This window comes from Nocardioides sp., assembly GCF_035547795.1.
In the GTDB taxonomy this organism is placed as follows: Bacteria; Actinomycetota; Actinomycetes; order Propionibacteriales; family Nocardioidaceae; genus Nocardioides.
The window spans coordinates 1-12,416 of record NZ_DASZUF010000068.1; the positions used below are offsets into that span (position 1 = coordinate 1).

The 12,416-nt window shown below is 70.9% G+C and carries 12 protein-coding genes and 1 rRNA gene; 3 read left to right on the top strand and 10 right to left on the bottom strand.

Annotation, left to right across the window (positions count from 1 at the left end; genetic code table 11):
* The 10 genes from VHA72_RS05025 to argC all read right to left on the bottom strand — a co-directional run.
* Positions 1-119: ribosomal RNA gene (locus VHA72_RS05025) — 16S ribosomal RNA — on the bottom strand; the annotation flags it as partial.
* A 365-nt stretch (positions 120-484) separates the two neighbouring features.
* Positions 485-1,090: a DNA-3-methyladenine glycosylase gene (locus tag VHA72_RS05030; RefSeq protein WP_325573347.1), complete on the bottom strand. Its 606-nt coding sequence runs from the start codon at positions 1,088-1,090 to the stop codon at positions 485-487.
* Positions 1,090-2,514, bottom strand: a complete 1,425-nt coding sequence (gene argH / locus VHA72_RS05035) for an argininosuccinate lyase (RefSeq protein ID WP_325573348.1) — start codon at positions 2,512-2,514, stop codon at positions 1,090-1,092. Before argH ends, VHA72_RS05030 begins: the two co-directional genes overlap by 1 nt.
* On the bottom strand, positions 2,514-3,944 hold the full coding sequence (gene argG / locus VHA72_RS05040; RefSeq protein WP_325573349.1) for an argininosuccinate synthase: 1,431 nt from the start codon (positions 3,942-3,944) through the stop codon (positions 2,514-2,516). The genes argH and argG overlap by 1 nt, the downstream gene beginning before the upstream one ends.
* Positions 3,941-4,483 (bottom strand): arginine repressor, encoded by a 543-nt coding sequence (locus VHA72_RS05045; RefSeq protein WP_325573350.1) that lies wholly within the window; start codon positions 4,481-4,483, stop codon positions 3,941-3,943. Before VHA72_RS05045 ends, argG begins: the two co-directional genes overlap by 4 nt.
* Positions 4,480-5,412, bottom strand: a complete 933-nt coding sequence (argF, locus tag VHA72_RS05050; RefSeq protein WP_325573358.1) for an ornithine carbamoyltransferase — start codon at positions 5,410-5,412, stop codon at positions 4,480-4,482. The genes VHA72_RS05045 and argF overlap by 4 nt, the downstream gene beginning before the upstream one ends.
* Positions 5,409-6,572 (bottom strand): acetylornithine transaminase, encoded by a 1,164-nt coding sequence (locus tag VHA72_RS05055; RefSeq protein ID WP_325573351.1) that lies wholly within the window; start codon positions 6,570-6,572, stop codon positions 5,409-5,411. The genes argF and VHA72_RS05055 overlap by 4 nt, the downstream gene beginning before the upstream one ends.
* Positions 6,569-7,486: an acetylglutamate kinase gene (gene argB / locus VHA72_RS05060; protein ID WP_325573352.1), complete on the bottom strand. Its 918-nt coding sequence runs from the start codon at positions 7,484-7,486 to the stop codon at positions 6,569-6,571. Before argB ends, VHA72_RS05055 begins: the two co-directional genes overlap by 4 nt.
* Entirely contained in the window at positions 7,483-8,634 is a 1,152-nt protein-coding gene (gene argJ, locus VHA72_RS05065; protein WP_325573353.1) for a bifunctional glutamate N-acetyltransferase/amino-acid acetyltransferase ArgJ, read from the bottom strand. The genes argB and argJ overlap by 4 nt, the downstream gene beginning before the upstream one ends.
* Complete coding sequence (argC, locus tag VHA72_RS05070; protein WP_524538569.1) at positions 8,634-9,671, bottom strand: N-acetyl-gamma-glutamyl-phosphate reductase; 1,038 nt, start codon at positions 9,669-9,671, stop codon at positions 8,634-8,636. Before argC ends, argJ begins: the two co-directional genes overlap by 1 nt.
* 68 nt (positions 9,672-9,739) lie before the next feature.
* Here argC and VHA72_RS05075 point away from each other — a divergent pair, with 68 nt between their 5' ends.
* Genes VHA72_RS05075 through VHA72_RS05085 form a run of 3 tightly spaced genes read left to right on the top strand, consistent with a single transcriptional unit; the run spans position 9,740 to position 12,396 of the window.
* Positions 9,740-10,537: a maleylpyruvate isomerase N-terminal domain-containing protein gene (locus VHA72_RS05075; protein WP_325573355.1), complete on the top strand. Its 798-nt coding sequence runs from the start codon at positions 9,740-9,742 to the stop codon at positions 10,535-10,537.
* A gap of 57 nt (positions 10,538-10,594) precedes the next feature.
* Entirely contained in the window at positions 10,595-11,584 is a 990-nt protein-coding gene (locus VHA72_RS05080; RefSeq protein WP_325573356.1) for an efflux ABC transporter ATPase subunit, DrrA-related, read from the top strand.
* Complete coding sequence (locus VHA72_RS05085) at positions 11,584-12,396, top strand: ABC transporter permease (protein WP_325573357.1); 813 nt, start codon at positions 11,584-11,586, stop codon at positions 12,394-12,396. Before VHA72_RS05080 ends, VHA72_RS05085 begins: the two co-directional genes overlap by 1 nt.
* The last annotated feature ends 20 nt before the right edge of the window (positions 12,397-12,416 follow it).

Genomic DNA, 12,416 nt, shown 5'->3' on the forward strand with positions numbered 1-12,416 from the left:
CTCACGTGTTACTCACCCGTTCGCCGCTCGAGTACCACAAAGTGGCCTTTCCGCTCGACTTGCATGTGTTAAGCACGCCGCCAGCGTTCGTCCTGAGCCAGGATCAAACTCTCCGTAGAAAAACAAACCCCAACCAACCCCCAAAAAGAGACCAGCTGAGAAGAAGAGATGCCTGACAAAACAAACCCCGACAAAAATCCTTGCCGAAATCATTGTCACAACCATCACCCAAAGATGACAGGGCACAACAAACTAATTCGTCGACTATTGACACACTGTTGAGTTCTCAAGAATCACACGCACACCACGCTCGGCCTCTCGGCCTCGCTGCGGGGCAACCTGCAAAAACTTACCGGCCCCGATCCGCTTCGTCAACTCGCGCTGACGCCGCTTGCTCGCAACCGCATCGCCGCGCGCCACACCCAGGTCCTGGTGGCCTCGCGGCCCGTTGGTTTGGGTGTCGCACCCGGCGACGAAGAGAACATTACACGGGGGTGTCGGGCGCGCCAAATCCGGGTCGCAGGCCCTTGGCGGGCCGGTACACGGACACCGTCGGTTCCCCCTGGATCCAGAACCGCCACGGCCTCTCCGGGGCGCCGCGGAGGCCCACCCGAGGACCTGTCGCGGGCGTCGCCACCGGCTCGCCGAGGAGCAGCTGGAAGCGATCGCCGTCCAGTGCGGCACCGTTGTCGTCGAGCCGGATGCCGAGCGCCTGGCACAGCCGCGCCGGCCCCCGCGCGAGGTTGCGGTCGGTCGAGCCCAACCGCCGCTCACGGGCCAGGTCGATGCCGTCGACGACCTCGCCGGCGCGTAGCAGGCACGCCGAGGCGGTCCCCTCGACGCCACACACCACGTTGGCGCAGGTGTGCATCCCGTAGGTGAAGTAGACGTAAAGATGCCCTGCCGGGCCGAACATCACCGCGTTGCGGGCGGTTCGGCCGCGGTAGGCGTGCGAGCCGGGGTCGGCAGCGCCGGCGTACGCCTCGACCTCGGTCAGGCGGAGGGTTACGCCCGCATGGGTCAGGAGGGCACCGAGGAGGCGCGGCGCGACCTGCTCGGCAGGCCCCGCCAGCGCCTCCTGCAGTGACATCAGGCCAGCCGCTCCCGCAGCGCGGCCGTGCGGCTGGTCAGCTCGGCGAGCTGCTCACGCACCCGGGCCGGCGCCGTACCGCCGCGGCCGTCGCGCGAGGCGACGGAGCCCTCGGCGGTCAGCACCAGCCGTACGTCGGGCGTCAGCGCGGGCGAGATCGCGGCGAACTCCTCGTCGGTCAGCCCGTCGAGCTCGGTGCCCTTCGCCTCGGCGGCGCGGACACACGCACCGGCCAGCTCGTGGGCGATCCGGAACGGCGTCCCCTCGCGCACCAGCCACTCCGCGATGTCGGTCGCCAGCGAGAACCCCTGCGGCGCAAGCTCGGCCATCCGCTCGGTGTTGTAGACCAGCGTCGCGACCTGCCCGGTGAACGCCGGCAGCAGGACCTCCAGGGTGTCGACCGAGTCGAAGACCGGCTCCTTGTCCTCCTGCAGGTCGCGGTTGTACGCCAGCGGGAGCGCCTTGAGCGTGCCCAGCAGGCCGGTCAGGTTGCCGATCAGGCGCCCTGCCTTCCCGCGGGCCAGCTCGGAGATGTCCGGGTTCTTCTTCTGCGGCATGATCGATGAGCCCGTGGACCACGAGTCGTGCAGCGTGACGAAGTCGAACTCCTTGGTCGCCCACAAGATGACCTCCTCGGCGATCCGGCTCACGTCGACGCCGACCTGGGCGCAGACGAAGGCGAACTCGGCCACGAAGTCGCGCGAGGCCGTCCCGTCGATCGAGTTGGCGCTCGAGCCGGTGAAGCCCAGCTCGCGGGCGACGAGCTCCGGGTCGAGGCCGAGACTCTGGCCCGCCAGCGCGCCCGAGCCGTACGGCGAGTCGCTCTCCACCCGGTCGCGCCAGTCCCCCAGCCGGTCGACGTCGCGCAGCAGCGCCCACGCATGCGCCAGCAGGTGGTGCGAGAGCAGCACCGGCTGGGCGTGCTGCAGGTGCGTCCGCCCCGGCATGATCGCGCCCAGGTGCGCCTCCGCCTGGCCCGCCAGCGCGTCCACCAGGTCGAGCACCAACCCGCCGATCACCCGGCCGTGGTCGAGCAGGTAGCAGCGGAACAGCGTGGCGATCTGGTCGTTGCGCGACCGCCCGGCGCGCAGCTTGCCACCGACGTCGGGCCCGACCTCCTCGATCAGGAGCCGCTCGAGCGCGCCGTGCACGTCCTCGTCGGTCTCGGCCGGGCGGAGCTCGCCCGAGCTCCACTTCGCGGCGAGTACGTCGAGCCCCCGGTGCAGCTCCAGCTCCTCCTCGGCGGTCAGTAGCCCGGCCGCTCCGAGCGCCTTGGCATGGGCGTGCGAGCCGGCCAGGTCGTAGAGTCCCAGCCGCCAGTCGAAGTGCGTGGATCGGGACAGCCGCTCCAGCTCCGGGCTGGGGCCGCCGGCGAACCGGCCGCCCCACAGCTTGCCCTCGTTGGTCGAGGAGAGTTCGCCCATCAGTCGGTCCCGAGCTCCATCGCGGCCTCGTCGAGCACGGCCTCGGCCTCGGCGTCCACCTCGGGATTGGTCGCGATCCGGTCGAAGCCGCCCGCGGGCAGCTCGCCGAAGAGCGTGCCGTTCTCGACCAGGACGGTGCCCTGGTCGAGCGGCTGACCGGCGTAGAGCTCCAGCTTGGCGCGCGAGTCGGCGATGTCGAGATTGCGCATGGTGAGCTGGCCGATCCGGTCCGTCGGACCGAAAGCAGCGTTCTCGACGCGCTCCATCGAGAGCTTCTCCGGGTGGTAGGAGAAGTGCGGGCCTTCGGTCTTGAGGATGGTGTAGTCGTCGCCGCGGCGCAGTCGCAGGGTGACGGTGCCGGTAACCAGCGAGGCGATCCAGCGCTGGATCGACTCCCGCAGCATCAGCGCCTGCGGGTCGAGCCAGCGGCCCTCATAGAGCAGCCGGCCGAGCTTGCGGCCCTCGGTGTGGTAGTTGGCCAGCGTGTCCTCGTTGTGGATCGCGTTGAGCAGTCGCTCGTACGCCGCGAACAGCAGCGCCATGCCCGGCGCCTCGTAGATGCCACGCGACTTCGCCTCGATGATGCGGTTCTCGATCTGGTCCGACATGCCCAGGCCGTGCCGGCCCCCGATCGCGTTGGCCTCGAGCACGAGCGCCACGGCGTCGTCGTACCGCTTGCCGTTGATCGCCACCGGGCGACCGGCCTCGAAGGTGACGGCGACGTCCTCCGGCTCGATGACCACACTCGGGTCCCAGAACTTCACGCCCATGATCGGCTCGACCGTCTCCAGCGAGACGTCGAGGTGCTCCAGCGTCTTCGCCTCGTGGGTGGCGCCCCAGATGTTGGCGTCGGTGGAGTAGGCCTTCTCGGTGGCGTCGCGGTAGGGCAGGCCGTGCGCGATCAGCCACTCGCTCATCTCGTGACGGCCGCCCAGCTCGCCCACGAAGTCGGCGTCCAGCCACGGCTTGTAGATGCGCAGCTCCGGGTTGGCCATCAGGCCGTAGCGGTAGAACCGCTCGATGTCGTTGCCCTTGTACGTCGACCCGTCGCCCCAGATGTTGACGCCGTCGGCCTGCATCGCCCGCACCAGTATGGTGCCGGTGACGGCCCGACCGAGCGGGGTGGTGTTGAAGTAGGCCCGCGCGCCCGAGCGGATGTGGAACGCACCGCACGCGAGCGCGGCCAGGCCCTCCTCCACCAGCTGCGGCTTGATGTCGACGGCGCGGGCGATCTCGGCGCCGTACTGCTTCGCGCGGTCGGGGACACCGGAGATGTCGGGCTCGTCGTACTGGCCGATGTCGGCGGTGTAGGTGCACGGGATCGCACCCTTGTCACGCATCCACGCAACCGCGACGGAGGTGTCGAGGCCTCCGGAGAACGCGATACCCACGCGCTCACCCTGGGGCAGGGAGGTCAGGACCTTGCTCATTGCTCCTCATCCGTTTGTTCATTCGTGCCGCTGTGGTCTGCGAGGGCGAGGAACCGGCGTACCAGATCCTCACCACCCTGGGGCTCGCGGCCGATCACCAAGACGGTGTCGTCGCCCGCGATGGTGCCGAGGATGTCAGGAAACTCGGCCTTGTCGAACGCGCTCGCCAGGAACTGGGCGGCACCCGGCGGCGTGCGGAGTACGACGAGGTTGGCGCTCGCCTCCGCACTCACCAGCAACTCGGCGCACAGCCGGGCCAGCCGGGTGCGACCCGCGGCCGACTCCCCCGCACTGACCGGTCGCCGGTCGCCGCCCTCGCCGGGGACGGCGTAGACGAGCGCGCCGGAGCCGGCCCTGACCTTGACCGCGTCCAACTCGACCAGGTCGCGCGAGAGGGTCGCCTGAGTGACCCTGACGCCGCTGTCGGCGAGCAGGTCGGCGAGTTCGCCCTGGGTGCTGATCTCGTGGTTCCAGATCAGGTCGACGATGAGCTGGTGGCGGGCATTCTTGGTCGCCGGCCGACCGGCCTGCTCGTTCATCCCCGCTCCAGGTGCTCGGCCAGGAAGGTCAGGATCGCCTTCTGAGCATGCCGGCGGTTCTCGGCCTCGTCCCAGACCACGCTGTGCGGGCCGTCGATCACCTCGGCCTCGATCTCCTTGCCGCGGTAGGCGGGCAGGCAGTGCAGCACGATCGCGTCCGGCTCCGCCTTGGCCAGCAGCGTGCGGGTGAGCGCGTAGGGCGAGAACACCGCGATCCGCTCGGCCGCCTCGTCCTCCTTGCCCATGCTCACCCAGGTGTCGGTCACCAGCACGTCGGCGGCCGCCACCGCGGTCGGGGCGTCGGTGACCACCTGGACGCTGCCGCCGGTCTCCTCGCCGATCCTCGCCGCCTTCGCCAGCACCTCCGCGTCGGGGGCGTAGCCCTCCGGTGCCCCGAAACGGACGTGCATCCCGGCGGTGGCACCGGCCAGCGCCCACGAGTTGCCCATGTTGCACGCCGCGTCGCCGAGGAACGCCACGGTCAGCCCGGCCAGGGTCCCCTTGTGCTCGCGGATGGTGAGCAGGTCGGCCAGCAGTTGGCAGGGGTGGAACTCGTCGGTGAGCGCGTTGACCACGGGGACGCCGGCGTACCGCATCATCTCCTCGAGTCTGGTCTGCTCGTAGGTGCGCCACACGATCATGCTGGCCTGCCGGCCCAGCACCCGGGCGACGTCGGCGACCGACTCGCGCACGCCGATGCCGGCCAGGCCGCCGTCGACCAGCATCGGGTGGCCGCCGAGCTCGGCGATCCCGGCCGCGAACGAGGACTGGGTGCGCAGCGTCGGCTTGTCGTAGATCGTGGCGACCGTCCGGGGACCGGCCAACGGCTTGCGCTCGTACGGCGCGGCCTTCAGCGCCGCCGCCAGGTCCAGCACCTGGGCCTGCTCGGCCGCGGTCAGGTCGTCGTCTCGCAGGAAGCTGCGCATCAGGCCTCCTGCGCCGCGTCAAGGATCGCCGGCCAGGCGGCGAGGAACGCCGCGGCGTCCCCCTCGGTGAGCACCAGCGGTGGCGCCAGCCGCAGCCGGTCGGAGGTGGCGTTGTTGAGGATGAAGCCCCGTGCCAGCGCGGCGGCCGCGATCTTCGCGGTGTCGACGGTCGTGACCACCCCGATCAGCAGCCCCTCCCCCGTCACCTCGGTGACGCGCGGGTCGGCGGCGAGGCCGTCGCGCAGCTTCTGGCCCAGAACGGTGACGTGCTCCAGCAGGCCCTCGCGCTCGATCGTGTCGATCACCGCGAGCCCGGCGGCACACGCCGGCGGGTTGCCGCCGAAGGTGGTGCCATGGTTGCCCGGCTGCAGCAGGTCCCCGGCGGCACCGACACCGATGCAGGCGCCGATCGGGAACCCGCCGCCGAGGCCCTTGGCCACCGTCACGATGTCCGGGACGACGCCGCTGGCCGTGTGCGCGAACCAGGCGCCGGTGCGGCCGATCCCGGTCTGCACCTCGTCGAACCACAGCAGCGCGCCGTGCTCGTCGGCGATCGCCCGGGCGGCCGCGAGGAAGCCGGCTGGCGGTACGACGACGCCGGCCTCGCCCTGGATGGGCTCGAGCACGATCGCCGCGGTCGTGTCGGTGACGGCCGCGGCCAGGGCGTCGGCGTCGCCGTATTCGACGAAGGTGACCTCGCCCGGCAACGGCTCGAACGGTGCCCGGTAGGCCTCCTTGCTCGTCAGCGCGAGCGCGCCCATCGTGCGGCCGTGAAAGGAGCCCGTCATCGCGACCAGGTGGGTGCGGCCGGTACGCCGGGTCAGCTTGAAGGCCGCCTCGTTGGCCTCGGTGCCGGAGTTGGTGAAGAACACCTTGCCCTCGTGGCCGAGCAGGGCGAGCATCCTCTCGGCGAGGTCGATCTGCGGGCCGGAGGCGAAGAAGTTGGAGATGTGCCCGAGGGTCTGCAACTGCTCGGTGACGGCCGCGACCAGCGCCGGATGGCCGTGGCCGAGGGCGTTGACGGCGATGCCGCCGAGGAGGTCGACGTACTCGTTGCCGTCCTCGTCCCACACGTGCGCCCCCGCACCGCGGGTGAGGATGAGCTTGGGCGTCCCGAAGGTGTTCATCAGCGCACCCTGGTAGCGCGCCGTGCTGCCGGTCATGAGCGTGCCTTCCTGATCTTGGTCTCGACCCCGGGCAGGACCTGGGTGCCGATGCCCTCGTCGGTGAAGATCTCCAGCAGCACCGCGTGCTGCTCCCGACCGTCGACCACGGTGGCACGCGGCACGCCGCCGCGCACGGCCTGCAGGCACGCGCTCATCTTCGGGATCATGCCCGAGTCCAGGCTCGGCATCAGCGCGGCCAGCGCCTCGGGGCTGATCTCGCCGATCACGTCGTCACTGTTGCCGTAGTCGCGGTAGAGGCCCTCGACGTCGGTGAGCACCAGCAGCTTCTCGGCGCCGAGCGCGACCGCGAGCGCCGAGGCGGCGGTGTCGGCGTTGACGTTGTGGACCACCCCGGCCTCGTCGGGCGCCACGCTGGAGATCACCGGGATCCGGCCCGCCTCGATCAGGTCGAGTACGGCGTCGGGCCGCACCTCGGTCACCTCACCCACCAGGCCGAGGTCGACCTCCTCGCCGTCGACGACCGTGTTGGTCCGCGTCGCGGTGAACAGGCCGGCGTCCTCGCCGGAGAGGCCGACGGCGAGCGGCCCGTGCTGGTTGAGCAGGCCGACCAGCTCGCGCTGGACCTGGCCGACGAGCACCATCCGGACCACGTCCATCGCCTCGGGCGTGGTCACCCGCAGGCCGCCGCGGAACTCCGAGGCGATGCCCAGCCGGTCCAGCATCCGGGAGATCTGCGGGCCGCCGCCGTGCACGACGACGGGCTTGAAGCCGGCCAGCCGCAGGAACGCGATGTCCTCGGCGAAGGCGGACTTCAGGATGTCGTCGGTCATGGCGTTGCCGCCGTACTTGATCACGATGATCTTGCCGTTGTACTTCTTCAGCCACGGCAGCGCCGCGGCGAGTGTGGCCGCCTTGGCGGTGTCGACGGCGTCCTTGGTCGGGGTGCTCATGAGCTGTAGGCGCTGTTCTCGTGCACGTAGGCGTGGGTCAGGTCGTTGGTCCAGACGGTCGCCGAGGCGTCGCCGGCCTTGAGGTCGATGGTCACGGTGACGTCGCGCTCCTCGAGGCTGATCAGGCTCGGGTCCTCGGCCGGGGTGGACCGCTTGCAGACCCAGACGCCGTTGAGGGCGACGTCGAGGTCGGCCGGGTCGAAGGCGGCCCCGGTGGTGCCGACCGAGGCCAGGATGCGACCCCAGTTGGGGTCCTTGCCGAAGATCGCCGCCTTGAACAGGTTGCTCCGCGCGACCGAGCGCGACACCTCCACCGCGTCGTCCTCGGTGGCGGCGTTCAGCGTGGTGATCGCGATCGAGTGGTCGGCACCCTCGGCGTCGGCGAGCAGTTGCAGGGCCAGGTCGCTGCAGGCCCGGGTCAGCGCCGCGGTGAACTCCTCGACGCTCGGCCGCACGCCGGAGGCGCCGCTGGCCAGCAGCGTGACGGTGTCGTTGGTCGACATACAGCCGTCGGAGTCGAGCCGGTCGAAGCTGACCCGGGTGGCGGCCCGCAGCGCCTGGTCGAGCTCGGCCGCGGTCAGGTCGGCGTCGGTGGTGATGACCACCAGCATGGTGGCCAGCGCGGGGGCCAGCATGCCGGCGCCCTTGGCCATCCCGCCGATCGACCAGCCCTCGCCCTCCACCACGACCTGCTTGGCAACGGTGTCGGTGGTCATGATCGCCTCGGCGGCCGCCGGGCCGCCGTCGCCGCTCAGCGCGGCGGCGGCCGCGTCGACGCCGGCGAGCACGTGCTCGCGGATGTTGAGCACGCCGATCAGCCCGGTGGAGCACACCACCACGTCCCCGGCGCCGATGCCGAGGTGCTCGGCGACCCGCTCCGCGGTCTGGTGGGTGGTCTGGAAGCCTTCGGCGCCGGTGTAGCAGTTGGCGCCGCCGGAGTTGAGTACGACCGCCTTGACGACGCCGTCCTTGACCACCTCCTGGCTCCACAGCACCGGATTGGCCTTGCAGCGGTTGGCGGTGAAGACGCTGGCCGAGGCGTACGACGGGCCCTGGTTGACCACCAGCGCCACGTCGGGCCTGCCGGTGCTCTTCAGGCCCGCGGCGACGCCGGCGGCGACGAAGCCCTGGGGATGGGTGACGCTCATTACGGTGCGAGTCCGATCGTGGTCAGGCCGGTGGCCTCGTCGAGGCCGAGAGCGAGGTTCATGCACTGGACGGCGGCGCCGGCCGTGCCCTTGGCGAGGTTGTCGACGGCGCCGACGGCGACCAGCCGTCCGGCCGCCTCGTCGACCGTCACCTGCAGATGCACCACGTTGGCGCCGGTGACGGCCTTGGTCTGGGGCCACTGGCCCTCGGGGAGCAGGTGCACGAACCGCTCCTCGACGTACGCCTTCTGGTAGGCGACCCGGACGTCCTGTGCGCCGACGCCCGGCCTCACCTTGGCGGTGCAGGTGGCCAGGATCCCGCGCGGCATCGGCACCAGCAGCGGGGTGAAGCTCACCGTCACCGCCTCGTCGGTGAGCGCGGAGAGGTTCTGGATGATCTCGGGGGTGTGCCGGTGCACCCCGCCCACGCCGTACGCACTGACGTTGCCGGCGGTCTCGCTGCCGAGCAGGTGCGGCTTGGCGGCCTTGCCGGCTCCGCTGGTGCCGCTGGCGGCGACCACGACGACGTCGGGCTCGACCAGGCCGGCGGCGATGGCCGGGGCGAGGGCCAGCGAGGAGACCGTCGGATAGCAGCCCGGTACGGCGATGCGGTTGGCGCCGGCCAGCCTGGTCCGCTGCCCGGGCAGCTCGGGCAGGCCGTAGGGCCAGGTCCCGGCGTGGTCGGAGCCGTAGAACCTCTCCCACAACGCCGGATCCGCGAGCCGGAAGTCCGCGCCGCAGTCGATCACGACGGTCTCGTCGGGCAGCTGGGCGGCGATCGCGCCGGACTGCCCGTGCGGCAGCGCGAGGAAGACGACGTCGTGGCCCTGCAGCACCTCGACGGTGGTGGGCTCCAGCACGCGGTCGGCCAACGGCAGCAGGTGCGGCTGCAACGAGCCGAGGCGCTCACCCGCGTTGCCGAACGCGGTCAGCGCTCCGATCTCGACGTCCGGGTGGGCCAGCAGCAGGCGCAGCAGCTCGCCGCCGGCGTAGCCGCTCGCGCCCGCGACGGCGATCGACTTCTTCGTCATATGCATAACAATACACGACTCTGCATGATTTTGAAGAGATGTCTCCCCGCCGGGATGCGGCTAGCGTCGCGATCATGACGCGCCTGGACTGTCCCACCTACCTGGACCACATCCGTCGGGAGTCGGTCCGCTTCCGCGAGGTCCTCACCGACACCGAGCCTGCCACACCCGTCCCGTCCTGCCCCGGCTGGACCGCCGCCGACCTGCTGTTCCACCTCGGCGAGGTGCAGCGCTGGTGGACCCACGTGGTCACGCAGCGCCCCATCGACCCGCGCGAGAACTACGCCGAGCCGGAGCGGCCCGTCGCCTACGACCGGCTGCTGGCCTTCTTCGACGAGTGGAGCGACCGGCTCGTCGGTGCCCTCGCCGCGGCGGACCCCGCCGACGAGTGCTGGTCCTGGTCGGCCGACCATACCGTCGGGTTCGTCCTGCGCCGCCAGGCGCACGAGGCGCTCATCCACCGCCTCGACGCGGAGCTGACCGCCGGCACACCGACCGCGCTCGACCCGGCGCTGGCCGCCGACGGCGTCGAGGAGTGCCTCGACCTGATGTACGGCGCCCTGCCCCCGTGGGGGGCGTTCGCACCGCTCCCCCATCACGTCGAGTTCGCGATGACCGATGTCGGCGCCTCCGTCTGGATCCAGCTCGGGATCTTCTCCGGGACCTCGCCGGAGGGCGTGGAGCGCAGCGGCGAGCCGGACCTGCACGTCGTACCGCCGCCGGGATCGGAGGCCGACGCGGTCGTCTCCGGGACCGCCGCCGACCTGGACGCGTGGCTGTGGCATCGCGGCGACGACAGCGGGATCCGGGTCACCGGCGACCGGGACGTCTACGCCCGCGCCCGGGTGGTGCTGGAGCAGCCGATCACCTGAAACCGGCCGACGCCGTCGTGAAAGCGATCTGAAACCGGCCTGCCCCACGCTGGTGCCATGACCAACTCCGACCTGGCAGTCGACGCCCACGGCCTGGTGAAGCGCTTCGGTAGCCAAAAGTCCGGCACCGTTACGGCGGTCGGCGGCGTCGACCTCTCCATCCGCACCGGCGAGGTCTACGGCGTGCTGGGACCCAACGGCGCCGGCAAGACCACCACCCTCAAGATGCTCGCCACGCTGCTGCCGATCGACGGCGGGTCGGCGAGCATCTTCGGCGTCGACGTCGCGTCCTCGCCTCACCAGATCCGCCAGCTCGTCGGCGTCACCGGCCAGTACGCCTCCGTCGACGAGAACCTCACCGGCTACGAGAACCTCTGGCTCTTCGGCCGCCTCCAGGGCCTGTCGGCCAAGCGCGCCAAGACCACGGCGCACGACCTGCTCGGCCGCTTCGGGCTCGAGGAGGCCGGTGACCGGCAGATCAAGAACTTCTCCGGTGGCATGCGCCGCCGGCTCGACCTGGCCGCCTCGCTGATCAGCCGGCCGCCGCTGATCTTCCTCGACGAGCCGACCACCGGCCTCGACCCTCGCACCCGGGGCCAGATGTGGGAGACGATCCGCGAGCTGGTCCGCGACGGTGCGACGGTGCTGCTGACCACGCAGTACCTCGACGAGGCCGACCAGCTCGCCGACCGGATCGCGGTGATCGACCGCGGCCTCAAGGTCGCCGAGGGCACGCCCGAGGAGCTCAAGACCAGCGTCGGCAACTCGACGCTGCACCTGCGGCTGGCCGACAAGGACCGTACCGCGCAGGCCGCGGGCCTGGTGTCCGGCATCCTCGGCGAGGAGCCGGTGCTGACCCCTGAGGCCGGCGGGCTCTCGATCGCGCTGCCGGATCCGAACAAGGCCGCCGACGTGCTGATCGCGCTGCGACAGGCGGAGCTGGGCATCGCCACCGCCGCCGTCCGCCAGCCGACGCTGGACGAGGTCTTCCTGGCCATCACCGGCCACTACGCCGAGGACGAGAGCCTCACCGAGGAGGTGGCGTGATGAGCGCCCTGATCACTCCGGCCGCCGAGCGCGCTCTGACCGTGCGGCCGGCCCTGTCCGACACCGTCAGCCAGACGCTCACCATGGCCTGGCGGGCGCTGAAGAAGATGCGGCGCAACCCGGAGCAGTTCTTCGACGTGGTGATCCAGCCGCTGCTGTTCACCGCGATGTTCGCCTACATCTTCGGCGGCGCGATCTCCGGCGACGTGCAGAGCTACCTGCCGATCGTGATCACCGGCATCCTGGCGCAGACCTCGCTGACCGCCTGCATGGCGACCGGCACCCAGATGCGCGAGGACATGGACAAGGGCGTCTTCGACAGGTTCCGGTCGCTGCCGATGGCCCGGATCGCGCCGCTGGCCGGCCCGATGCTGGCCGACCTGCTGCGCTACGCGATCGCCGCCACCCTGACGATCCTGACCGGCCTGCTGATGGGCTACCGCCCGCACGGCGGCGTCCTGGGCGTGCTGGCCGGCTGGCTGCTCGTGGTGATCTCGGGCTGGTCGCTGTCGTGGATCTTCGCCTGGCTGGGCACCATCGCCCGCTCCGCGCAGGCGGTGCAGGGCATCGGGATGATGATCATGTTCCCGCTGACGTTCCTCTCCGACGCGTTCGTGCCCTCGCAGACGCTGCCGAGCTGGCTCGAGCACTTCGTCAAGGTCAACCCGGTCACGCTGGTGATCAACGCCGTGCGCGACCTGATGAACGACGGCCGGCTGACCGCCAACGTGGGCTGGGCGCTGGTCGGCTGCGCCGTGGTGGTCGCGGTCTTCGCGCCGCTGGCGGTGCGCTCCTACAGCCGCAAGGTCTGACTCATCCCAGCTGCGCGAGG